Source organism: Streptomyces sp. NPDC051677 (assembly GCF_044453465.1).
In the GTDB taxonomy this organism is placed as follows: domain Bacteria; phylum Actinomycetota; class Actinomycetes; order Streptomycetales; family Streptomycetaceae; genus Streptomyces.
This window is the reverse complement of the sequence record NZ_JBITCT010000009.1, coordinates 154,379-178,197: the sequence shown is the minus strand read 5'-3', so window position 1 is coordinate 178,197 and position 23,819 is coordinate 154,379. Positions and strand designations below refer to the sequence as shown.

Annotated in this window: 16 protein-coding genes and 4 pseudogenes; 13 read left to right on the top strand and 7 right to left on the bottom strand. The window is 69.8% G+C overall.

Going from position 1 to position 23,819, the window contains the following annotated elements; all coding sequences use genetic code 11:
• Positions 1-42: 42 nt before the first annotated feature.
• Positions 43-1,998 (bottom strand): amino acid transporter, encoded by a 1,956-nt coding sequence (locus ACIBAF_RS13375; RefSeq protein ID WP_399463296.1) that lies wholly within the window; start codon positions 1,996-1,998, stop codon positions 43-45.
• A gap of 503 nt (positions 1,999-2,501) precedes the next feature.
• Here ACIBAF_RS13375 and ACIBAF_RS13370 point away from each other — a divergent pair.
• From ACIBAF_RS13370 to ACIBAF_RS13335, 8 genes and pseudogenes are all read left to right on the top strand, one after another.
• A pseudogene (locus ACIBAF_RS13370) lies at positions 2,502-4,429 on the top strand (APC family permease).
• Positions 4,430-4,689: 260 nt separating this feature from the next.
• Entirely contained in the window at positions 4,690-4,779 is a 90-nt protein-coding gene (kdpF, locus tag ACIBAF_RS13365) for a K(+)-transporting ATPase subunit F (protein ID WP_010351568.1), read from the top strand.
• 1 nt (position 4,780) lies between these two features.
• Entirely contained in the window at positions 4,781-6,460 is a 1,680-nt protein-coding gene (gene kdpA, locus ACIBAF_RS13360) for a potassium-transporting ATPase subunit KdpA (protein WP_399463295.1), read from the top strand.
• Entirely contained in the window at positions 6,457-8,589 is a 2,133-nt protein-coding gene (kdpB, locus tag ACIBAF_RS13355) for a potassium-transporting ATPase subunit KdpB (protein ID WP_399463294.1), read from the top strand. Before kdpA ends, kdpB begins: the two co-directional genes overlap by 4 nt.
• Before the next feature lie 25 nt (positions 8,590-8,614).
• Entirely contained in the window at positions 8,615-9,283 is a 669-nt protein-coding gene (locus ACIBAF_RS13350) for a potassium-transporting ATPase subunit C (protein WP_399463293.1), read from the top strand.
• A 174-nt stretch (positions 9,284-9,457) separates the two neighbouring features.
• Positions 9,458-10,141 (top strand): response regulator, encoded by a 684-nt coding sequence (locus ACIBAF_RS13345; RefSeq protein ID WP_399463292.1) that lies wholly within the window; start codon positions 9,458-9,460, stop codon positions 10,139-10,141.
• Between the two features lie 13 nt (positions 10,142-10,154).
• Positions 10,155-12,702: pseudogene (locus ACIBAF_RS13340) on the top strand (DUF4118 domain-containing protein).
• A 215-nt stretch (positions 12,703-12,917) separates the two neighbouring features.
• The gene (locus ACIBAF_RS13335; RefSeq protein WP_399463291.1) at positions 12,918-13,109 is read left to right on the top strand and encodes a hypothetical protein; all 192 of its coding nucleotides are present in this window, start codon (positions 12,918-12,920) and stop codon (positions 13,107-13,109) included.
• Here ACIBAF_RS13335 and ACIBAF_RS13330 read toward each other — a convergent pair.
• The 3 genes from ACIBAF_RS13330 to ACIBAF_RS13320 form a co-directional block, all read right to left on the bottom strand.
• Positions 13,106-14,215, bottom strand: coding sequence for a HoxN/HupN/NixA family nickel/cobalt transporter (locus tag ACIBAF_RS13330; RefSeq protein WP_399463290.1), 1,110 nt, complete (start codon positions 14,213-14,215; stop codon positions 13,106-13,108). The two genes, ACIBAF_RS13335 and ACIBAF_RS13330, sit on opposite strands and share 4 nt — an antisense overlap.
• Positions 14,216-14,680: 465 nt before the next feature.
• Complete coding sequence (locus ACIBAF_RS13325; RefSeq protein ID WP_399463289.1) at positions 14,681-15,340, bottom strand: DUF305 domain-containing protein; 660 nt, start codon at positions 15,338-15,340, stop codon at positions 14,681-14,683.
• 103 nt (positions 15,341-15,443) lie between these two features.
• Positions 15,444-15,902: a hypothetical protein gene (locus ACIBAF_RS13320; RefSeq protein ID WP_399463288.1), complete on the bottom strand. Its 459-nt coding sequence runs from the start codon at positions 15,900-15,902 to the stop codon at positions 15,444-15,446.
• A 159-nt stretch (positions 15,903-16,061) separates the two neighbouring features.
• On the opposite strand from ACIBAF_RS13320, the gene ACIBAF_RS13315 reads away from it, so the two are divergent.
• A complete protein-coding gene (locus ACIBAF_RS13315; RefSeq protein WP_399463287.1) occupies positions 16,062-16,430 on the top strand; it encodes a BlaI/MecI/CopY family transcriptional regulator in 369 nt (122 codons plus the stop codon).
• Positions 16,427-17,335, top strand: a complete 909-nt coding sequence (locus tag ACIBAF_RS13310; RefSeq protein WP_399463286.1) for a M56 family metallopeptidase — start codon at positions 16,427-16,429, stop codon at positions 17,333-17,335. Before ACIBAF_RS13315 ends, ACIBAF_RS13310 begins: the two co-directional genes overlap by 4 nt.
• A 293-nt stretch (positions 17,336-17,628) precedes the next feature.
• Here the strand turns inward: ACIBAF_RS13310 and ACIBAF_RS13305 are convergent.
• Both ACIBAF_RS13305 and ACIBAF_RS13300 read right to left on the bottom strand, forming a co-directional pair.
• Positions 17,629-18,622: pseudogene (locus tag ACIBAF_RS13305) on the bottom strand (HAD-IC family P-type ATPase); the annotation flags it as partial.
• Between the two features lie 110 nt (positions 18,623-18,732).
• Complete coding sequence (locus tag ACIBAF_RS13300; protein WP_399463285.1) at positions 18,733-19,650, bottom strand: DUF5134 domain-containing protein; 918 nt, start codon at positions 19,648-19,650, stop codon at positions 18,733-18,735.
• A gap of 380 nt (positions 19,651-20,030) precedes the next feature.
• On the opposite strand from ACIBAF_RS13300, the gene ACIBAF_RS13295 reads away from it, so the two are divergent.
• From ACIBAF_RS13295 to ACIBAF_RS13285, 3 genes and pseudogenes are all read left to right on the top strand, one after another.
• Positions 20,031-20,456: a DUF6153 family protein gene (locus ACIBAF_RS13295; RefSeq protein ID WP_399463284.1), complete on the top strand. Its 426-nt coding sequence runs from the start codon at positions 20,031-20,033 to the stop codon at positions 20,454-20,456.
• Between the two features lie 92 nt (positions 20,457-20,548).
• Positions 20,549-22,141 carry a multicopper oxidase family protein gene (locus tag ACIBAF_RS13290; RefSeq protein ID WP_399463283.1) on the top strand — a complete coding sequence of 531 codons (1,593 nt, stop codon included), beginning with the start codon at positions 20,549-20,551 and terminating at the stop codon, positions 22,139-22,141.
• A gap of 241 nt (positions 22,142-22,382) precedes the next feature.
• Positions 22,383-22,484, top strand: a pseudogene (locus ACIBAF_RS13285) (3-oxoadipate enol-lactone hydrolase); the annotation flags it as partial.
• Between the two features lie 519 nt (positions 22,485-23,003).
• Here the strand turns inward: ACIBAF_RS13285 and ACIBAF_RS13280 are convergent.
• Positions 23,004-23,498 (bottom strand): hypothetical protein, encoded by a 495-nt coding sequence (locus ACIBAF_RS13280; RefSeq protein WP_399463282.1) that lies wholly within the window; start codon positions 23,496-23,498, stop codon positions 23,004-23,006.
• Between the last annotated feature and the right edge of the window lie 321 nt (positions 23,499-23,819).

The window sequence follows — 23,819 nt, the reverse complement described above, 5'->3', positions numbered from 1 at the left end:
CCCTGACGCCGTACAGGCGAATCTTGACGGGACCCTGACGCCTCAGCCCGTGTGGACGCGGGGACGGCGGGCGCGGTCCGGTTCCGCCTCGCGCAGCACCTCGCGGGTGACCGGGGCGACCTCGCCCTGGCCGAAGAGGAAGAAGCGCAGGAAGTTGGCGAAGGGCGTGCCCTCGGTCCACTCGAAGTACATGTGCGGGATGCAGCTCGTCGAGTCGCGGACGTGGAGGAGGAGGGCCGCCAGGGCGTTCGGGATGGAGGAGGACTCCAGGGTCAGGACGCGGTAGCGGTTGTGCAGGACCTCGCCGCGGACCGTCAGGCCCGCCTCGAATTCGGAGGGGTCGGTGACCGTCACCTCGACGAAGACGAAGTCCTCCTGCTCCGGCATGTCGTTGTCCGCCCGGATCTGCTCGATCTTGTCGCGGTACTCGGCCTTGTCGCGCCGGTCGGGCTCGTTGGCGATGAACCGTATCTTGCGGCTGGCCATGTCCCGGATGAACCGTTCCGCCATGTCGTCGAGGGTCACGCTGGTCACGCGCAGCTCGAAGGCGCGGGCCAGGCGGGAGAGGAGGGAGACGAGGATGATGCCGGCGATGAAGCAGGCGCCGATCTTCACGCCGTCGGGGCGCTCGACGACGTTCGCGACCGTCACGTACAGCAGGACCGCCGAGACCACCGCGAAGGCGATGGTCCAGTTCCGCTGTCCTGCCTTGCGGGCTGCGATGGTCACGGCGATGGCGGCGGAGGACATCAGGACCAGGACGCCGGTGGCGTAGGCGCCGCCCTGGGCGTCGACGTCGGCGTCGAAGATCCAGGTGACCAGGAAGGCGACCAGGGTGAAGACGATGACCATGGGGCGCACGGCGCGGGCCCAGTGCGGGGCCATGCCGTAGCGGGGCAGGTAGCGGGGCATCAGGTTGAGCAGCCCGGCCATGGCGGAGGCCCCGGCGAACCACAGGATGGCGATGGTCGAGACGTCGTAGACCGTGCCGAAGGCGTTGCCCAGGTACTCGTGGGCCAGATAGGCGAGGGCGCGGCCGTTGGCCTGGCCGCCGTCCTCGAACTCCTTCTCCGGGATCAGCACCGTGGTGATGAAGCTGGTGGCGATCAGGAACACGCTCATGATCAGCGCGGCGGCTGTGAGCAGCTTCTTGGTGTCCCGGATCCGGCCTTTCGGCTGTTCCTCGGTGTCGCCCGGGTCGCCCTGGACGTGCGGCATCACGGCGACGCCGGTCTCGAAGCCGGAGAGGCCGAGAGCGAGTTTCGGGAAGACCAGCAGGGACACGCCGATCATCGCGAAGACGTTGCCGTGCTCGGCGGTCAGGGCGCTGGTCCAGTCGGTGACGACGTGCCCCTCGGTGAGTACGTGCCACATGCCGACCAGCACGACCACGATGTTCAGCCCGAGATAGGCCACCACCAGGGCGACCGCGACCCCGATCGCCTCCAGGAAGCCCTTGAGGAACACCGCGCCGAGCAAGGCCACGAGCGCGAGGGTGATGATCATCTGCTTGCCGTGCAGCGCACTCTCCAGGTGCGGGTTCTCGACCAGGTGGGTGGAGGCGTCGGCGGCGGACAGGGTGATGGTGATCAGGAAGTCGGTGGCGGCGAAGCCCAGCAGGGTCAGGACGAACAGCTTGCCCTTCCAGAAGGACAGCAGTCGCTCCAGCATGGCGATCGAGCCCTCGCCGTGCGGGCTCTCCTCGGCCACCCGGCGGTAGACCGGCAGGGCGCCCGCCAGGGTGACGACGACCAGCACGACGGTCGCCACGGGGGAGAGCAGACCGGCCGCGAGCGCGGCGATGCCCGGCTGGTAGCCGAGGGTGGAGAAGTAGTCGACGCCGGTCAGGCACATCACCCGGTACCAGCGCTGACCCTTGTGTGGAGACTCCGGCTCGGCGTGCGGCCCCGTGTGGCCCCCGGCCTTGCCCATGTCGGACAGGCCCTGCAGCATCCACGTGCGCATGCGGCTCGGAGGCGGGTGTTCGGTGGCGGCCATCGACGTGCTCTCCTGACGTGCGGCTCAGCGTGCGGTCCGGGCCATCACGCGGACGGCTGAACCAGCGTAAGCAGAGAGTGACGTGCGGGCCTGTGGATGAGCCGTCCGGGGGCATCAATCTTCCGTTAAGAACATCCCGGCGAATGGCGGAAACACATCAAGACGGTGAGGTCTCCGGCGTGTGGCCCGGGAGCTGCGCCAAAGGGGGCAGCGACGGGCGGTGGATCAGGAGCGGACACCCAGGGTCATGTCATGCGCCGTCGGAGCCGGTGCCGGTACACGCACGTCGGCGGTCCGACGGTAGTTGACCTTGCTGCCGAGATGTGGACACCAGTGCCGTCAAGGTCCCGTCAAACAAGCCTGAGGAAGCGTCAGGAGGCCGTCAACGCCGGCCGCTGGTGGCCGATTCCGGTCGCAGACTGAGCGGCACGAGGGACGGGCGCACCGTCCGTGGCGTGACCTTGGGGGGCTCGTGACGATCACGGCCGGAACCACGCGCAGTCCTGAAGCGGAGACGCACACAGCTGCCGTCCCGCCCGGGACGACCTCCGGGCCGGCGCCCCGGAGGAGGTCGCGGCGCCCGGCAGTCCGGGGCACCGCATCCCTCACAACACCGTCGCCGCGTGGCCCGCTCTGCGCCGCCGCTACTGGGCCGCCCTCCCCGCACGGCTGCGGCTCCTGCGCGCGGCCACGGTCTCGCTCACCACCGCGCTCGCCTGCTGCTCCTGCTGGCCGGACTCGCCGCCACCGGCACCTGGGACACCGTCGCGGAGCGCGACGCGCCCCGGACCACCAGCGCCGCCGACCTCGACCTCGCCCTCGACGACATGGACGCCCAGGCCGCCAACATCCTGCTGGCCGGCGGCGGTGGCTCCTACGCCGTGGCGAAGACGCACCTGGGGGCGCGGACGAGCCTGGTGGCCGCCGCCTCGCTGGTCCTGGACTACGTCCTCAACGTGGCCGTCGCCGTCACGGCCGGTGTGGCCGCCCTGACTTCCGCCTTCCCCGCGCTGTACGACGCGACCGGCTGTGGCTGTGCCTGGGCGTACTGGTGCTGATCACGGCCGTGAACCTGCGCGGCATCGTCGAGTCGGCGAGGGTGTTCATCGTGCCGACCGCCGTCTTCGTCGGGTCGATCCTCGTGCTGATAGGCGTCGGCCTCTTCCGCTCCGAACCGGCGAGCACGGCCACCGCGGCCGGGCACGCGTCGGTTCTGGCGGACAACGCGACCACCGTGGGCACGGTGCTCCTGCTGAAAGCCTTCGCCTCCGGGTGCTCCGCGCTGACGGGCGTCGAGGCGATCGCCAACGCCGTGCCCTCCTTCCGCCGCCCGCGCGTCAAGCGCGCCCAGCGGGCGGAGGTCGCCCTCGGCGCGGTCCTCGGAGCGATGCTGATCGGCCTGTCGGTGCTGATCTCCCGCTTCCACCTCCAGCCGGTCGAGGGCGTCACCGTCCTCGCCCAGCTCGCGGACGCCTCCCTCGGCCACAACTGGGGCTTCTACGTCATCCAGTTCGCGACGATGATCCTGCTCGCCCTGTCGGCGAACACGTCGTTCGGTGGCCTGCCCGTGCTGCTGAAGCTGCTGGCCCGCGACAACTACCTGCCGCACGTGTTCGCCCTGAAGGCCGACCGCCAGGTCCACCGGCACGGGGTGCTCGCCCTGGCCGCCGTCTCCGCCGCGCTGCTGGTCTTCTCCGGCGGCGACACCAACACCCTCGTGCCGCTCTTCGCCATCGGCGTCTTCGTCGGCTTCACCATCGCCCAGGTGGGCATGGGCCGGCACTGGCTCCTCGAACGCGGGCCGGGCGGGCACGGCAAGGCGCTGCTCAACGGCTTTGGGGCGGCGCTGACGGGTGTCGCGACGGTCGTCGTCACGGCGAGCAAGTTCGATGAGGGCGCCTGGCTGGTCGTCGTCGCACTGCCGCTGCTGGTGGCGGCCTTCGTCGCCGTACACCGCGCCTACGCGCGAATCGGCGAGCGGCTGGGCCTCGGCCGCGTCCCGGAGCACCCGCACCGAGACCGGTCCGTCGTGATCGTTCCGGTCTCCTCGCTCTCCCGTCTGACGTCCGAGGCGCTGAGCGCCGCCGCCTCGCTCGGCGACGAGGTCCGCGCGGTCACCGTCTGCTACCCGGACCCCGAGGACCGCGCGCAGCTGCACGCCCTGGAGGGTGCGTGGGCCGAGTGGGACCCCGGTGTGCCCCTGGTCCGGCTGGCCTCCGAGCGCCGCACCCTGGGCCACCCCATCGCTGCCTACGTGCGTGAGGTCATGGCGTCCGAGTCGGCCACCCGGGTCACCGTCCTGATCCCCGAGACCGAGCCGGAGCGGCTGTGGCGGCGGCTGCTGCAGAACCAGCGGGGCGCGGTCGTCGCGCACGCCGTGCGGCGCGAGACGGACCCGGTCATCTGCCGGCTCCGCTTCCGGCTGCTGTGAGTGACGTCCCGCACAGTCACGGGCGGCTCGCCCACCGGTACCGATCAGGGGCCGTAAGGGTCCCGTCAAAGCTGTGGGTGTCGCCGTAAGAGAGCCGTCAATGGCCGGCCGGATCCGGCCAAGGAGGCAGTTTCCTCTAATCGTCCGTTCTTCTCCCGCACCTCACTCCAGGAGTTCGCGATGGCCGATCTGGCCTTCGTCGTCACCACGATCGCGGTGTTCGCGCTGGTGGCTCTCGTCGCCAAGGGGGTGACGAAGCTGTGACCGTCGAAAACGTCGTCGGCCTGATCGTGGCCGTCGCCCTGCTGGGCTATCTCGTCCTCGCCCTGATCTTCCCGGAGAGGTTCTGAGATGGGTCCCGTACTCGCCGGCGTCCTCCAACTGCTCGCCCTCATAGGCGCACTGGCGCTCGCCTACATCCCGCTCGGCACCTACATGGCGAAGGTCTATTCCTCCGACAGGCACTGGCGGGTCGAGAAGTGGATCTACAAGGGCATCGGCGCCAACCCCGACACCGGCATGCGCTGGCCGGCCTATCTGAGGGGCGTGCTCGGTTTCTCGGTGGTCAGCGTTCTCTTCCTCTACCTGCTGCAGCGGGTCCAGGGCGTCCTGCCCGGTTCGCTGGGCTTCAAGGCGATCGACCCCGACCAGGCGTTCAACACCGCCGCGTCGTTCGTCACGAACACCAACTGGCAGTCGTACTACGGCGAGCAGGCCATGGGCCACGTCGTGCAGACCGCCGGCCTGGCCGTGCAGAACTTCGTGTCGGCGGCCGTCGGCATCGCGGTGGCGGTGGCGCTGGTGCGCGGCTTCGCCCGCTCCCGCACCGGTGAACTGGGCAACTTCTGGTCCGACATGGTGCGCGGAGTCACCCGCATCCTGCTGCCGGGCGCGTTCATCGCGGCGATCGTGCTGGTCGCCTGCGGCGCCATCCAGAACTTCTCCGGCATCCACGAGGTCGGTCAATTCTTCAATGGGCACAGCATGGGCGGCTCGCAGCAGTGGAACGGCGGGGCGGTCGCCTCACAGGAGGCCATCAAGGAGTTCGGGACCAACGGCGGCGGCTACTTCAACGCCAACTCCGCCCACCCCTTCGAGAACCCGACCCCCTTCACCAACCTCTTCGAGATCTTCCTGCTGCTGGTCATCCCGTTCGCCCTGACCCGGACGTTCGGCGTGATGGTCGGCAGTGTGAAGCAGGGTTACGCGATCCTCGCCACCATGGCCACCATCTGGGTCGGTTTCGTCGCGCTCATGATGTGGACCGAGTTCGCCCACCACGGCCCGGCGCTCCAGCTCGCCGGCGGTGCCATGGAGGGCAAGGAGGTCCGCTTCGGCGTCGGCTCGTCCTCGATCTTCGCGGTGTCGACCACCCTCACCTCGACCGGTGCGGTGGACTCCTTCCACTCCTCCTTCACCGGCCTCGGCGGCGGGGTGACGATGCTGGGCATGATGCTGGGCGAGATCGCGCCCGGCGGCACCGGCTCCGGCCTCTACGGCATGCTGATCATGGCGGTCATCGCCGTGTTCATCGCCGGTCTGATGGTCGGCCGTACGCCCGAGTACCTGGGCAAGAAGATCGGCACCCGCGAGATCAAGCTCGCCGCCTGCTACATCCTGATCACCCCGGCCCTGGTGCTCATCTTCACGGCCGCCGCGATGGCCCTGCCGACGCCCGGCAACTCGATGACGAACTCCGGCGCACACGGCTTCTCCGAGATCCTCTACGCCTATACGTCCGGCGCGAACAACAACGGTTCGGCCTTCGCCGGTCTGAACGCGGACACGCAGTGGTTCAACACCACGATCGGGCTGGCGATGATCCTGGGCCGGTTCCTGCCCATGATCTTCGTGCTGGCGCTGGCGGGCTCGCTCGCCGAGCAGCGGCCCATTCCGGTCACCGCGGGCACCCTGCGCACCGAGAAGCCGCTGTTCACCGGTCTGCTGGTGGGCGCGATCCTGATCATCACCGGCCTCACGTACTTCCCGGCCCTCGCCCTGGGCCCGCTGGCCGAGGGGCTGGCGTCATGACAACCGACACGACGAAGCAAGAGGACTCGATGTCCACAGCCACCCCGACCCGGGCGCCCCACAGCGACGTGCCCTCCGGGCACAAGCCCGCCGAGGGCCGTGTCGGCGCGGGCCTCTTCGACCCCAGGCAGCTTCTGAAGTCGCTGCCGGACGCTTTCCGCAAGCTCGACCCGCGGGTGATGGTCAAGTCGCCCGTGATGTTCGTGGTGTGGATCGGGTCCGTCCTGACCACCGTGTTCTCCTTCAAGGACCCGGGCGACTGGTTCGGCTGGACGATCAGCGTCTGGCTGTGGCTGACCGTCGTCTTCGCCAACCTGGCGGAGGCGGTCGCCGAGGGCCGGGGCAAGGCGCAGGCCGACACCCTGCGCAAGGCCAAGACCGACACCGTGGCACGCCGGCTGCTCAAGGACGGCGCCGAGGAGCAGGTGCCGGGCACGGAGTTGAGGATCGGTGACCTGGTCGTCTGCGAGGCAGGCGACATCATTCCGGGAGACGGTGACGTCGTCGAGGGCGTCGCGTCGGTCGACGAGTCGGCGATCACGGGTGAGTCGGCGCCGGTGATTCGTGAGTCGGGCGGCGACCGCAGCGCCGTCACCGGCGGCACGAAGGTCCTCTCCGACCGCATCGTCATCAAGGTCACGACAAAGCCGGGCGAGACCTTCATCGACCGGATGATCAGCCTGGTCGAGGGCGCGGCCCGGCAGAAGACGCCGAACGAGATCGCGCTGAACATCCTGCTCGCCTCGCTGACGATCGTGTTCCTGCTGGCCGTCGCCACGCTGCCGCCGTTCGCCGACTACGCGGGCACCCACCTGACGATGGTCGTCCTGGTCGCCCTGCTGGTATGCCTGATCCCGACCACCATCGGAGCCCTGCTCTCGGCGATCGGCATCGCGGGCATGGACCGCCTGGTGCAGCGCAACGTCCTGGCGATGTCCGGCCGCGCGGTCGAGGCCGCCGGCGATGTGTCGACCCTGCTGCTCGACAAGACCGGCACCATCACGCTGGGCAACCGCCAGGCGTCCGAGTTCGTGCCGGTGTCGGGAACCACGGAGGCCGAGGTCGCGGATGCCGCCCAGCTGTCGTCGCTGGCCGACGAGACCCCGGAGGGCCGCTCCATCGTCGTACTGGCGAAGGAGAAGTACGGCCTGCGCGAGCGACACCAGGGAGAGCTCGCCGGAGCCGAGTGGATCGCCTTCACCGCCCAGACCCGGATGTCGGGTGTGGACGTGGACGGCAGGAAGATCCGCAAGGGGGCCGCAGGATCGGTCATCGCGTGGGTGAAGGAACAGGGCGGCGAAGTCGCGCGGGACGCCTCGGATCTGACGGACCGCATCTCCGAGGCCGGCGGCACCCCGCTGCTCGTCGCGATCGAGGACACCGACGGCGCCCGCGTCCTGGGCGTCATCCACCTCAAGGACGTCGTCAAGGACGGCATGCGCGAGCGGTTCGACGAGCTGCGCCGCATGGGCATCAAGACCGTCATGATCACCGGCGACAACCCGCTGACCGCGAAGGCCATCGCCGAGGAGGCAGGCGTCGACGACTTCCTCGCGGAGGCCACCCCCGAGGACAAGATGGCCCTCATCAAGCGGGAGCAGGCCGGCGGCAAGCTCGTCGCGATGACCGGCGACGGCACCAACGACGCGCCCGCGCTCGCCCAGGCGGACGTCGGCGTCGCGATGAACACGGGCACGTCGGCCGCCAAGGAGGCCGGCAACATGGTCGACCTCGACTCCAACCCGACCAAGCTCATCGAGATCGTCGAGATCGGCAAGCAACTCCTCATCACCCGTGGCGCGTTGACGACGTTCTCCATCGCCAACGACGTGGCGAAGTACTTCGCGATCATCCCGGCGCTGTTCGCGGCCGTCTACCCGGGCCTGGACAAGCTCAACATCATGGGCCTGGACTCGCCGGACTCCGCGATCCTGTCAGCGGTCATCTTCAACGCGCTGATCATCATCGCGCTGGTGCCGCTGTCCCTGAAGGGCGTGCAGTACCGGCCGGTGAGTGCCGACAAGATGCTGCGGCGCAACCTCACGATCTACGGCATCGGCGGCCTGATCGCCCCCTTCGTCGGCATCAAGCTCATCGACCTGCTCATCTCCCTCATCCCCGGGCTGTAATCACCTGAAAGCGTGTTGAGCCGCCATGAACAACTCCGTATCGAACACCGTCCGGTTGCTCGGGGCGGCCCTGCGGGCCCTCCTCGTGCTGACCCTGGTGACCGGCGTCATCTACCCCCTCGCGGTGACGGGCGTGGCGCAGGCGCTTTTCAACGACGAGGCCAACGGCTCCGAGATCAAGGCGGACGGAAAGGTGGTCGGCTCGTCCCTGATCGGGCAGCAGTACAACCTGCCGCTGAAGAAGGGCCAGGAGACCCCGGAGCCCGACCTGAAGTGGTTCCAGGGCCGCCCGCAGAACGGCCTCGGCGCCAACAGCGTCAACACCCAGTACAAGCTGATCCTGTCCGGCGCCACCAACCGGTCCGCCGACAACAAGGACCTGATCGCCTGGGTGACCGCCGCCAAGGCCGCCGTCGTCAAGGACAACTCGACCGCCGACTACAAGGTCAAGCCGTCCGAGATCCCCGCCGACGCCGTCACCTCCTCCGGCTCCGGCCTCGACCCGGACATCTCCCCGGACTACGCGGAGATCCAGGCACACCGGGTCGCCGAGAAGAACGGCCTGTCCGTCGCCCAGGTGGAGAAGCTGCTCAAGGAGCACACCGAGAGCCGCACCCTCGGCTTCATCGGCGAGCCCCGCGTGAACGTCCTCGAGCTCAACATCGCGCTCAAGGAACTCGTGGCGAAGAGCTGAAGAGCTGAACAGCGCAAGAGCCGAAAGGCTGCTGAGCTGATGGCTTTACGCGACCTGCGGGGGAGTTGGCGGCCCGGGAGGAATCCTGGTTCCGTCAACTTCCGCGGTCATGACGCCGGTTGCCGTGCTCCTGGCGCCCACGTGCCCGACGTACGACAGGAAAGGCTCACGCCCATGACAAGGGTGCTGGTGGTGGAGGACGACCCGCAGCTCGTCCGGGCCCTCATCATCAATCTCCAGGCACGCCAGTACGGGGTCGACGCGGCCCCGGACGGCGCCACCGCGCTCCGGCTCGCGGCAGCACGTCAGCCCGACGTCGTCATGCTCGATCTCGGGCTGCCCGACATGGACGGCGTCGACGTCATCAAGGGCCTGCGCGGCTGGACCCGCGTCCCGATCCTGGTGCTGTCCGCCCGGCAGGCGTCCGACGAGAAGGTGGCGGCGCTCGACGCCGGCGCCGACGACTACGTCACCAAGCCGTTCAGCATGGACGAGCTGCTGGCCCGGCTGCGGGCCGCTGTCCGCCGTACCGAAGAGGTACCGCTCGTGTCCGGGGCGACGCACGTGGAGACGGACGACTTCACCATCGACCTGCTGGCCAAGAAGGCCGTACGCCAGGGCCGCGACATCCGCCTCACCCCCACCGAGTGGCACCTGCTGGAGATCCTGGTCACCAACCCGGGCCGGCTGATCACCCAGAAGCAGCTGCTCCAGGACGTCTGGGGCGTCTCCCAGAGCAACAAGACCAACTACCTGCGCGTCTACATGGCCCAGCTGCGGCGCAAGCTGGAGTCGGACCCCTCCCACCCCCGCTATCTCATCACCGAGCCCGGCATGGGCTACCGCTTCGAAGCATGAACGAAGGGCGTACATGGCACGCGGCAAGCTCCGGATCTACCTCGGCGCGGCCCCCGGCGTCGGCAAGACCTACGCCATGCTCTCCGAGGCGCACCGCCGGGTGGAGCGGGGCACCGACTGCGTGGTCGCCTTCGTCGAGCACCACCACCGGCCGCGCACCGAGGTGATGCTGCACGGCCTGGAGCAGATCGCGCGCAAGGAACGGGAGTACCGGGGCGGCGTCTTCACGGAGATGGACGTGGACGCGGTGCTGGCCCGCCGTCCGCAGGTGGCGCTCGTCGACGAACTCGCCCACACCAACGCCCCCGGCTCCCGCAACGAGAAGCGCTGGCAGGACGTGGAGGAGCTGCTGGCCACCGGCATCAACGTCATCTCCACGGTGAACATCCAGCACCTGGAGTCGCTCGGCGACGTGGTGGAGTCGATCACGGGAGTACGGCAGAGGGAGACGGTCCCGGACGGAGTCGTACGCCGGGCCGACCAGATAGACCTGGTCGACATGTCCCCGGAGGCCCTGCGTCGCCGTATGGCGCACGGCAACATCTACAAGCCGGACAAGGTCGACGCGGCCCTGTCCAACTACTTCCGCCCCGGCAACCTCACCGCCCTGCGGGAGCTGGCGCTGCTGTGGGTGGCCGATCGCGTCGACGCCTATCTGACCGAGTACCGCAGCGCGCACAGCGTCTCCGCCATCTGGGGCTCGCGCGAGCGGATCGTGGTCGGCCTGACCGGCGGCCCCGAGGGCCGTACGCTCATCCGCCGCGCCGCCCGGCTGGCGGAGAAGGGCGCCGGCGGCGAGGTGCTGGCGGTGTACATCTCCCGCAGCGACGGTCTGACGGCGGCCTCCCCGAAGGAACTGGCCGTCCAGCGCACCCTGGTGGAGGACCTCGGCGGCTCCTTCCACCACGTCGTGGGCGACGACATACCGGCCGCACTCCTGGACTTCTCGCGGGGGGGTGAACGCCACCCAGATCGTGCTGGGCGTCTCCCGCCGCAGAACCTGGCAGTACGCCTTCGGCCCCGGCGTCGGAGCCACCGTCGCCCGCGAGTCCGGACCCGACCTCGACGTCCATCTCATCACCCACGACGAGGCGGGCAAGGGACGCGGACTCCCGGTCGCCCGGGGCGCGCGCCTCGGCCGGTCCCGTCTCATCTGGGGCTGGCTGGCCGGCCTCGGCGGCCCCGTGCTGCTGACCTGGCTGCTGAGCAGCGTCTCCCCGGACGTCGGACTCGCCAACGACATGCTGCTCTTCCTGGCGATGACGGTGGCCGCGGCCCTGCTCGGCGGCCTGTTCCCGGCCCTCGCCTCGGCGGCGGCCGGCTCCCTGCTGCTGAACTGGTACTTCACCCCGCCCGTCCACACCTTCACCATCGCCGACCCGAAGAACATCGTGGCCATCGCGATCTTCGTCGGGGTCGCGGTGTCCGTGGCGTCGGTGGTGGACCTGGCGGCGCGGCGCACGCACCAGGCGGCGCGGCTGCGGGCCGAGTCGGAGATCCTGTCCTACCTCGCCGGCAACGTCCTGCGGGGCGAGACCAGCCTGGAGGCGCTGTTGGAGCGCGTCCGTGAGACCTTCGGCATGGAGTCGGCGGCCCTGCTGGAGCGCGAGAGCGACGTGGCGCCCTGGACCTGCGCCGGCAGCGTCGGCCCACAGCCCTGCGCCACCCCCGACGAGGCGGACGTCGACGTGTCGGTCGGCGACCACATGGCACTGGTGCTGACCGGACGGGTCCTGCCCGCCGAGGACCGGCGGGTGCTCGCGGCCTTCGCGGCCCAGGCCGCCGTGGTCCTGGACCGTCGGCGCCTGCGGCAGGAGGCCGACCAGGCCAAGGAACTGGCCGAGGGCAACCGCATCCGCACCGCCCTGCTGGCCGCCGTCAGCCACGACCTGCGCACCCCGCTCGCCGGCATCAAGGCCGCGGTCACCTCCCTGCGCTCGGACGACGTCGAATGGTCGCAGGAGGACCGGGCGGAGTTGCTGGAGGCCATCGAGGAGGGCGCCGACCGCCTCGACCACCTCGTCGGCAACCTCCTCGACATGTCCCGTCTGCAGACCGGCACGGTCACCCCGATCATCCGCGAGACCGACCTCGACGAAGTCGTGCCCATGGCGCTCGGCGGTGTGCCCGAGGACAGCGTGGAGCTCGACATCCCCGAGACGCTGCCCATGGTCGATGTCGACCGGGGGCTTCTGGAACGGTCCGTCGCCAACATCGTCGAGAACGCGGTGAAGTACAGTCCGGCGGACACCCCGGTGCTGGTGTCGGCGAGCGCCATCGCGGACCGGGTGGAGGTGCGCGTCGTAGACCGCGGCCCGGGCGTCCCCGACGAGGCCAAGGGCCGCATCTTCGAGCCCTTCCAGCGCTACGGCGACTCGCCGCGCGGCACCGGTGTCGGTCTCGGCCTGGCCGTCGCCCGCGGCTTCGCCGAGGCCATCGGCGGCACCCTCGACGCCGAGGACACGCCCGGCGGGGGCCTCACCATGGTGCTGAGCCTGCCGCGGACGGCGAGCCACCCCGGGACACCGGAACCGGACCTGCCGGCCGTGGCCACGTCCTGAGGGCAGACGCGCGAAGAGGAGACCTTCAAGCCACACGCCCTTCCTCGCGACATCACCTCGCACGATCCGACGCCACATGGCACGGCATGGCGCTGCGTGGTGCCAGGCGGTGCCATCAGGTGCCGGTACGTTTCCGCGGCTCATGGCTGTCGATCAACCGCCTCGCCTCCGGCGAAAGTGCAGGTCGCTGCGGATCCCAGATGGGGGGTCGTCAGGTGGCCTTAGAAGGAGAAGGGGGAGAGCCGTGGCGGAGCGCCGGCTGCTACGACCCGGACACCGACCCCTACCGCGGCGAGAGCGTCTCGGACGTGGCACACGCCCATTTCTGCCAAGAGTTCCTCGGGAAGTACGTCCAGGGCGCCCAGGCGCCCGAGCCCGGTGCCGCGCGCACGGGCGGGAAGTCCTAACGAACGGGCTCCGCCTCGCTGCGTGCGGGGTACCGCTCGTCGTAGCGGCGCAGCCTCCACAGCGCGACGGCGCCGATCCAGGTCACCAGGAAGGTGACCACGATGACGATGCCGATCGTGTTGAGGTCGACGGCCGCCAGCCACGACCAGGGGGCCCGGTCGGCCGCGCCGAGGCGCTCCGCCAGCAGCGAGACCAGCTCCACCGTGCCGACCACGAACGCCACGAAGATCGACAGGCCGGTCATGGTGAGGTTGTAGTAGATCTTGCGGACCGGGTTGGAGAACGACCACTCGTACGCCTTCGCCATGAAGACCCCGTCGGTGGTGTCCATCAGGCTCATGCCGGCCGCGAAGATCAGCGGCAGTGCGATGATGGCGAGCGGCGGCAGCGTGCCGTCGGCGGCCGAGCCGGCGGCGAGGCCCAGCGCGCCGACCTGGGTGGCGGTGTCGAAGCCGAGGCCGAAGAGCAGGCCCACGAAGTACAGCTGCCAACTGTGCTCGATGAACTTGTTGTAGCGGCCCTTGAACACCCGGTTCATCAGACCGCGGTCGGCCAGCAGCTCCTCCAGCTCCTCCGGCTGATGGCGGCCCGCCTTCGCCTCGCGCCACGTGCGGAGGATGCCCCGCAGCACCGCGAGGTTGAGCGCGGCGATGGCGTACAGGAAGACCCCCGAGACCAGCGTGCCGATGACGCCGCCGATCTCGGCGAAGCCCGCCTGGAAGCGGTTCGCGGCCTGCGCGGCGAAAGCGACCCCGAGGGAGAGGCCGAAGACGACGGACGAGTGGCCGAGGGAGAAGGCGAGCCCCAGACCGAGCGGGCGCTTGCCCTTCTGCAGCAGGTAGCGGGTGGTGTCGTCGATGGCCGAGATGTGGTCGGCATCGAAGGCGTGCCGCATCCCGAGCGTGTACGCCAGACCGGCCGCGCCCGCGTAAAGCAGCTTGCCGTGGCTGTCGACGAGGCCGTGGTAGCGGGCGTTGTAGTACGCGAACAGGCCGAAGCCCACCACGTGCAGTGCCGCGACGAAGCCGTACATCGCCACCAGGCGGCGTATCTCGCCCCGGTCGAAGCGGCGGCTGCGCCGGGCCGGCGCGGTGCTCATGCTCATGCGCGGTTTCCCTTGAGGATGATCTCGGCCATGCCCTGCTGCGTCAGGACTCCAGCTGCAAATCGTACGCAACAAGGCGGTGACGCCGTCGCCCCGGGGTCCGGAACGGCCGTGCGCCCCGGATGGCTGCCCGGCGGGTCGGCGCCCGCCGCTCGATTCGACGGCCAGCCGTTCGGTAGAGGTCCGGCCGTTCGGTAGAGGTCCGGCCGTTCGGTAAAGGTCCGGCCGCCGTCCTTCGACTCGTACACGCCGTCCTGGGTGGCGGCCAGGACGTGCTCGGCGTCGAGAGCGGGGAGTGCCTGCGGCCGCGCCGCCCGACACGGTGGAGCCCTGCTGTCAGGTGGCGCAGCCGCCGTCCTGCGCGCGCGTCGGGATGGGACGCGCTCAGGACGGATGGGGGCGCGACCGCCCGGGCTCCTCGGCGAGGGTGCCGCGAAGCCCGGGACGGCCGGCGGGTGATCTTGCTCAGAGCCGGTCGAGGATGCTCTGGAGCTGCTTCACTTCGGCGGACTGGCCCGTGACGATGTCGCCGGCCATCTTCTTGGCGTCCGCGTTCTTGCCGTTCTTCTGCTCGTCCTCGGCCATGGTGATCGCGCCGTTGTGGTGCTCGATCATCATCTGGGCGAACATCTTGTCGAACTCGGCGCCCTTCATGCCCTTGAGCTCGTCCATGCCCGCGTCGGACATCATCCCGTTCATGCTGCCGTGGTCCATGCCGGGCATGGACTCCATGGCCGTCGGCTGGTTCCAGGAGGTGAGCCAGCCCTTCATCGTCTTGATCTCCGGGTCCTGGGCCTGCTCGATCTTGCCGGCGAGGCCCTTGATCTCGGAGTCGGACGCCCGGCCGTCGGCCAGCTCGGCCATCTCCAGGGCCTGCTCGTGATGCGGGATCATCTGCTGCGCGAAGGCGACGTCCGCGTCGTTGAAGTCCCCGGACTTGGCCCCGGCCGCGGCCGTCGCGGTGGCCGAGGAGCTGCTGCTGCCGTGGTCCATGCCGGCCGTGCCGGCCATGTCGTCGCCGTCGTCGCCACAGGCGGACAGCAGCAGGGCCCCCGCCGCCACGACACTGACGGCCGCGATGCGGCGGGTGGACGTGCGGCGCAGGGCGCGCGGGAAGGCAGTCATGATCGATTCACCTCGGGTGTCGGTTCTTGAAGGTCTACTGGCTGTTTCGGCGTACGCGAGATCGCGGGGTCGCGCGTGGTGCGCGCCCGCAGGGCGTATCGGCCTACAGCCGCAGAACCGACAACTGGGTGAGATCGGGGCCGCGTGGCGGCGGGTCGGGCCGCAGCAGGACCGGAGGCTGGGTGAGGAGGTGCGCCAGCCAGTCCGGGCGGCGGGAAAGCGCCGAGCGTACGAGCGCGGCGAGCACCCAGGCGCCGAGCAGCACAGCCAGGCACAGCGACATCATGTCCATCGCCGTGACCGGCATGTGCGGGGAGGAGGAGTGCTCGAGGGCCGCCGCCTGGTTCCTGTCCATGGATGCCACAGCCTTGGCGGGCTCGTGGGCCGCCGGGGCGGCGAGCGTCGTGGCTGCCGAGGCAGGGGACGAGCCGCTCATCCCCGCGGCGGACGAGTCCCCGGGATGTCCCACGGTGTGCATGACGAACACCCCGAGCGCGAGCACGACGACGAGCAGCAGGTGCCCGAGGGCACCCCCTTTTCGTACGTTCCGGCTCACGTTCATACGAACCTCCGTGCCCGACAGTACAGAAGCGGAAGGGGTCTCGCTGCGAGGGTGGGACATCCGGATGACTTCTAAGCTGTTTGGCAGGTGCTCGGCCCTCTACGATAAACGTTCACTGGGTTCCGGAAGTCCCGAACTCCGGAGGCGAAGGGAGCGGTCGTGCGTCAGCTGGGTGAGCTGGAGGCGGAGATCATGCACCGCCTGTGGACCTGGGGTCGTCCGGCCACCGCGCGTGACGTGCTGACCGACATCAACAAGCAGCGGCCTCTCGCCTACAGCACGGTCAAGACGGTGGCCGACATCCTCCACGGCAAGGGCATGCTCACGCGGCACAAGGAGGGCCGGGCCTGGGTGTACACGCCCACCTGCACACGCCAGCAGTACACGGCGTCCCTGATGCACGAGGCGCTCGGCGGCAACCCGGACCCCGCGGGGGCCCTCGCCAGTTTCGTGGAACAGATCTCACCCGAGGAAGCGGACGCACTGCGCTCGGCCCTCCGGGCGGCGAAGCGGCGGAGCGAGGCATGATCGAGGCCGTGGCGCTGGCCGTGTACGCGGCCCTGGTGAGCGCCGCGGCACCACCCCTGCTGGCTCGCGCGCGTTGGGCTCACCGCGCCCCGGCCGCGGCGGTTCTCGCGTGGCAGGGGCTCATGGCGACGTTCGTCACCGCCGTCGCGCTGGCCATCCACCACCTGGGCCTCGGCGACCAGCACGCGCACGACGGGCTCACCGGGTTCCTCGGCGCGTGCGGTCTGGTCGTCGGCGCGCCCGCGGGCGCGGGGCCCCACACCTTGCGTGACGGCCTGGTGCTCGCGGCCCCCGTCGCGATCGTGTTGCTGCCCGCCGCCTGGCTGGTCCACTGTGTCCGGCAGGTACGGCGTGCCCGCCAACGCCAGCTCGACATGCTCGCCCTCGTCGGTGAACCGGCGCCCGAGTACGGTGCCATGATCGTCGACTACGGCGTTCCGGCCGTCTACTGCCTGCCGGGGCGCCGCTCTCGTGTGGTGGTCACCAGGGCGGCACTGGACGTCCTCTCCGAGGACCAGCTCAAAGCGGTCCTGGAGCACGAGCGCGCCCACATCATGGGCCGGCACCACCTGCCGAAGGTGCTCGTCGAGGCGTTCTCCCGCGCGTTCCCCGGTCTTCCGTTGGCACGACACGCCAAGGAGCAGACGAACCTGCTGCTGGAGATGATCGCGGACGACCGCGCCCTGCGGCTGCATCCCAGGGAGGCCCTGGCGGTGGCGATGTGCGAGGTTGCGGCGGGGCGGGTGCCGCAGGCGGCCCTGGGCGCGGGCGGCTCAGGGGTCCTGATCCGTCTGCATCGTGTCCTGACTCCTCAGCCCGGGCCGCACCGCACGGTGTGGTGGGGCATCGTGATGGCCACAGTCGCGGCTCCGCTGTTGCCGCTATTGGTGGCGTGCGGGCTCTGAAGCACCAGGGGAGCCGGCGCGCGAGCGCGGATTCTCCGTGAGGTGCGCCTGCAGTCTGCTGCTAAACCACTTAGCGAAGAGGCGGTTCCTGCGACCCTTCGATCCACCGTATGGGCGGCGCCGGTGAGCACGCTCTGATGTGCGCCGCCCCCGACGCGCTGACACTGCGCGCCGAAGCGCCCTGCTGCCCGTGCAGATGGTGGCGATCCGGCGGCCCGGCGGCCTGGACAGGCGGAGGCGCCCGGCCGGCATGCCGGCCGGGCGCCTCGCGATCAACGGCGTGGTTCGTGTGTCTACCTGAAGGACCTCAGACGGAGGCTGTCGGTCACGACGAAGACCGACGAGAACGCCATCGCGGCGCCCGCGATCATCGGGTTGAGCATGCCGGCGGCGGCCAGCGGCAGAGCGGCGACGCTGTAGCCGAAGGCCCAGACGAGGTTTCCCTTGATGGTTGACAGCGTCTTGCGGGACAGTCGGATCGCGTCCGCAGCCACCCGCAGGTCCCCGCGTACGAGGGTCAGGTCGCCGGCCTCGATCGCCGCGTCCGTGCCGGTGCCCATCGCCAGGCCCAGGTCGGCGGTGGCGAGGGCGGCCGCGTCGTTGACGCCGTCGCCGACCATCGCGACGACCCGGCCCTCGGCCTGCAGCCGCTTGACGACGTCCACCTTGTCCTGCGGCAGGACCTCGGGGCTGAGCGCCGCGCCCGGTGCCGACCAGGAGGGCGGTCGGGGTGGCCAGCCCGAGTGCGCACGGGCAGGCGATGATCAGGACGGCGACGGCGGCCGTGAAGGCGGCGGCCGCGTCACCCGTGACGCCGAGCCAGACGCCGAGCGTGGCCGCGGCGATCAGCAGCACCACCGGCACGAAGATCCCGGAGATCCGGTCGGCGAGCCGCTGCACCTCGGCCTTGCCGTTCTGCGCGTCCTCAACCAGCTTCGCCATCCGCGCGAGCTGGGTGTCGGCTCCCACCCGCGTCGCCTCGACGACCAGCCGCCCACCGGCGTTCACGGTGGCCCCGGTCACCGTGTCGCCGACGGTCACGTCCACCGGCACCGACTCGCCGGTCAGCATGGCGGCGTCCACCGCCGAGGAGCCCTCGACGACGGTCCCGTCGGTCGCGATCTTCTCACCGGGCCGTACGACGAACCGGTCCCCGACCGCCAACTGCCCGACCGGGATGCGTACTTCCCTGCCTCCTCGCAGCACGGAGACATCCTTGGCGCCGAGTTCCAGCAGCGCTCGCAAAGCCGCGCCCGCCCCGGAGGCGGTGGTTTCCCGTGCCTCCAACGACGCCAACGATATACCCCCCAGGGGTATTCCATGCCCGTGATTCCGGCCACATCTGGGATTCGTCGAGCGGCTTGATCGTTAAGTTGCTTAACGGATTCCTGCCCTCGTCAGACGGCCATCATCAACAGCATCGCGGACATGGTTCCCCCCATGCCGATGTGGGCCGCGAGAGCCGCGTCCGGCGCGGCGCCGAGCTTGCGCCTGCGACTGCGGCCCGAGCGCTCGGCTGTCCGCGCCCTGTCCCACGCCGAGATGGTGAGCGATGCCAGGAACACGACCAGCGTGTCAGGCATGGCGAGCAGCCAACGCCCCCACCCTCGCCGCCGGCCCCCCTCGCGTCCGGAGACGGCGCCGCTCTTCCCGGGATCCCGAACCCGAGCCCACATGGATGCGCCGATCGAGAGCAGGAAGTACAGAGCAAGCGCCACGATCACGAACCGCCACGGGGAAGCCGACCCCGACGAGCTGCCCGCGTCCGCAGCCGCGTGCGTCATGCCCGGCATGGCCATCCCCTGCATCGACTCCATCCCTTGCGTCGACTCCATCCCTTGCGTCGACTCCATCCCGTGCATGGATTCCGCGCCTGCCGTGTGGCCCGTGCCGGCGGTGCCCTCGGTGTGCGCCATGTCCGCCATCCCGGGCATGTGCGCCATGGAGGAGCCGAGAGCCAGTACCGGGCCGGATGAGGTGGTCGTCATCGCGAGCGTCATGATCACCATGCCCGCGCTGCCGACGATGAAGTGCACCCAGTGGCGCCCGCGCTTCCATCCGCGCGTACGTGCCTGCCTGGCCGCCAGCACCGTGCCGCCGAGCGCGAGCAGGGCGAAGGCCGCGGCCCACCACATGCCGTAACCCGCATACCAGGCGGCCGTCGCGGGCATGGCCATGGCGGTCATGCACAGGCCCATCAGCAGATCGCCGCCTGCCGCGAACCGGGTCTCGCCGCTGCTGGTCACCACCCGGACGGCACTGACCGCGGCCACCAGTGCGGCCACCGCCGCGATGGACCAACTGAGAGCCAACATTCCCATTTCCACCTTTCCGACCGTCAGAGCGCTGCGGGCCGTTGCAGCCGGACCGCGGGCTCGCCGCGTGTCGCCGACCGCGCGCTGTGGGCCTGTCAACTGCTATGGCGCTTAGTACGTCTTGGCGGCGGCGGGTGTTCACCGGAGCCTGGGATTCGGCACTCCTGGATCCGGACTTCTCCTGCGGCGCCCGCTGCGGGCCATGCGTACCGGGTGCGCCTTCTGCCCGACCGACGGCCGGCCCGGGCCGCTGCTGAGTCCGTTCCCGGTGTCACTCATGCAACCTTTACCCCTAGGGGGTATACAGTCGGATAGTCGGAAGCGCTGGGTGACAGGGGACGGATCAGGTGGGGACGCGGAAACGGCGGCACCGTGAGCCGGTGCTCGCTCGCAGCGCCGGCCACTCGGCGTCGCTCGTCGTACTGGCCGCGCTCTGGGTTGCGCTGGCCGTCCTCATCCATCACGACTCGACCGCGCCGGCGAGTCCACACTCCGTGTCCTCCATGTCCATGGCCACGACGTCCTCCACGTCCATGGCCGCGACGAAGGGGATGTCCGCTTCGCACGAGCCGTCGGCTCACGGGAGCGCGAAGGCCGTGAACGCCGACGACGCCATGTCCTGCTCGGGCGGCGCCGCCCAGCACTGCGCCGCGGCAGGCGTCGAGACGGCCAGTCACTTCCCTCCCGGGGAGGCCCTCCGAACGGCTCCCCGGGTGGATCCGGGCACCTCCGGCCGCCCAGTGGCCACCGGCTCCGCCGAGCGCGCCCCGCCCGATCTGTCAGTCCTCTCCCGACTGCGCGTATAGGCCGCGACTTCCCGGCGTCGCCGGGATCCGTCCGCAGCCATGGCGTCACGCCCGTACGCGGCGCCGCGCATCCGTAGAAGAGGACCCCTACCGTGAACAGCATCAACCGTCGCTCCCTCCTGCTCGCAGGTCTCGGCGCCGCGGGCGCCGGCGCGCTCGCCGCCTGCACCAGCGCCTCGTCCAACACCCCCGCCCTGGTCGGCCCGTCGGGCTCGGCCGTCGCCCGCGCAGAGAAGAAGCGCCGTGGCACGGGCACGGAACGCCAGGTCACCCTGACCGCGGCGCCCGTCACGCTCGACCTCGGCGGCGTCAAGGCCAGGACGTGGGCCTACGACGGTCAGGCCCCCGGCAAGGAGATCCGCATCTCCGCCGGGGACACCCTCGTCGCCGAACTCTCCAACCAGCTCCCGAACATGACCGCCACGTCCGTCCACTGGCACGGCCTGGCCCTGCGCGACGACATGGACGGCGTACCGATGGTCACTCAGCGGGACGTGCGCGCGGGCAGTTCCTTCACCTACCGCTTTGTCGCGGCGGATCCCGGCACGTACTGGTTCCACCCGCACTCCGGAGTACAGCTCGACCGCGGCCTGTACGCGCCGCTGATCGTCGAGGACCCCAGGGAACCGCTCGCCTACGACGACGAATGGGTCATCGTCCTCGACGACTGGCTCGACGGCGTGACGGGAACCCCGGACGAGGCTCTCGCCGAACTCCGCCAGGGCATGGGCGGCATGGACATGGGCGGGATGGACATGTCCGGCCACGACATGGGCGATATGGACATGAACATGGGCGGGATGGGCGCCTCGCCATCCGCGTCCGCCTCCGGTGGCGGCATGTCGATGAAATTCATGCTCATGGGCGCCACCAGCGACCTCCTCGGCGGCGACGCGGGCGACGTGAAGTACCCGTACCACCTCATCAACGGCAAGGTGCCGGCCGACCCGGACGTCTACACGGGCAAGCCGGGCCGGCGCGTCCGGCTGCGTTTCGTCAACGCGGGGGGCGACACCGCGTACCGGGTGGCGCTGGGCGGGCACCGGATGACCGTCACCCACACCGACGGCTATCCGGTCGAACACCGGCAGACCGATGCCCTGCTGATCGGCATGGGCGAGCGCTACGACGTCCTCGTCACCGTCGGCGACGGCGTCTTCCCGCTCGTCGCGCTCGCCGAGGGCAAGAACGCGACCGCCATGGCCCTGGTGCGTACGGCCTCCGGCGGCGCACCGGCCGCGACCGTCCGCCCGAAGGAGCTGGACGGCGCGGTCCTCACCGCGTCCGTCCTGAAGGCTGCCGACGACGTGCGGCTGTCCGCGAAGAAGGCGGACGTCGTGCACCGCGTCGAGCTGACCGGTGGCATGGACAAGTACGACTGGGCCGTCAACGGCAAGAAGTTCGACATGAACAACCCCGACGCCGACCCTTTCCTGGTCGAGGAGGGGCAGCGGGTCCGGCTCGACTTCGCCAACACGACGCAGATGTGGCACCCGATGCACCTGCACGGCCACACCTTTCAGCTCGGCAGCGGCGGTGCGCGCAAGGACACCACCATCGTGCTGCCGAGGAAGACCGTGTCCGTCGTCTTCGACGCGGACAATCCGGGGCAGTGGATGCTGCACTGCCACAACGTCTACCACGGTGAGGTCGGCATGATGGCCCTCGTCGCCTACGGGGCGTGACCGCGATCCTGTGAGGGTGCGTCTGTACGATGCACACGCATCGCGCCTCAGGTATCTGGCCGACAACGGAGTGCCGGACCACGTCCTTGCCCGGGGGACCGGCGGACGTGGCCACCGCGAAGCGGTGGTACGTGAAGCGCGATGCAGAGGATCTTCGCGAAGTCGCCACAACGTGGGACGGGTTGCATGGGGTTCCGACCCCGGTACGTGAAAAATTGTGAGATGTGGGAGTGTGAGTCGAGTGAGCGAGATTTCGTCCAACACCCTGCAATACCGCTTTGACGGGCCAGAAGACGCACCGGTCCTGATCCTCGGTCCCTCACTGGGCACCACCTGGCACATGTCGTAGAAGCCGTCCAGGGCCGTCCATCCAGTCCTGCGCGGGCATGTATGTCCAGTTTCGGGATCCTGTGCCGGAGGGTGTCCACGCGGTCTGTGACTCGCGCGTGACACCTGATAGCACCCCGAAGCCCCTCCGGACCGGCGGGACTTCGTCGTGCGGCTGGTCAGGATGGATTGGTGCTCGTGCGTATCTGAAGTCGATGCGGTAGCGGACCGCTTCCGCTGCCTGGCGGGCCGCCAGTAGGAACTGCATCACACAGCGCAGTCACATTTGCGCTGTCGCGCCTCCCCCGTTAATAGGGGCGTCCGGGACCGGACCTTCCGGGAGGACGATTCCAAGATCCGTACCGAGCACCTGCCCCGGACCACGGCCAGCCTGCGCGACCTCGCCATCGGTGTCCACCGCTAGGACGGTCGCGCCAACATTGCCGCCGCTCTGCGCCGTGCCACCCGCGAAGATTCTCCATCGGGGACGGTCTTGTCGCCGCGTGATAGCTCCGGAGCCGAAGTCCCGTCCGGCTCAGGCGCGGCGCGGAACGGATTCGCTCCTTCTGCTCCCGGCGGCGAGCAGCGCGTAGCCCAGTGCGAAACCGAGCATGGTCCATACGCCGCGGGGCCAGAAGATGTGGCTGTCCGTGAAGGACCAGTCGGCCACCAGGAGAACCACCGTGCCGGGAACAACTCGCACACCGTTTTTCGGGAAGAGCGCGACCGCCGTGGCCACGACGGCGACGATGAGGGCGTAGACACCGACTTCCCCGAGCGACTCGCCCGCGTCGTACAGCGGGTACTTGATCGGCCCTATGGTCGCTGTTCCGGCAGCGTGCTCGACCGCGGTTCCCGCCGCGATACCGGCCACCGCGTCAAGGCCGGTGTAGAAGGCCGCGTACGTGAACGCACCCCCCCAGGCCACCGCCGTGGCGAAGCCCGCGAGGTCTGGTCGGGGGCGGTGCCACAGAGGGACGAGGAGGCCGAGCGTGAGCAGCGGAAAGACCGGCAGCAGCGCGATGGGCAACTGTGTTCAGTCCGCGGCCGTTGCCCTGGACAGGCCGTGGGGGTGCGCGGCGCCCGCCGCAGCCAGCACGAGAGGCGCGACAGTGACGAGAGTGATGTTTCGGATGGTCAACACGCTGGGATCGTAGGCGCGTTACGTCACCTGAGACGGTCGCGTAAGGGCTTCGTAAAATCCTGCGTGGTGCCGTGGAACGCAGGAATCCGTCCGCCGGGGTGATTCCCCTCCGACGCGACACTGGCCTCGCCGATCTTGCGGCGAGGCCAGAGCAGAGGACCTTCAAGAGTCATGTGGACGGACGGCTTCTCATGTCGATGACCTGAG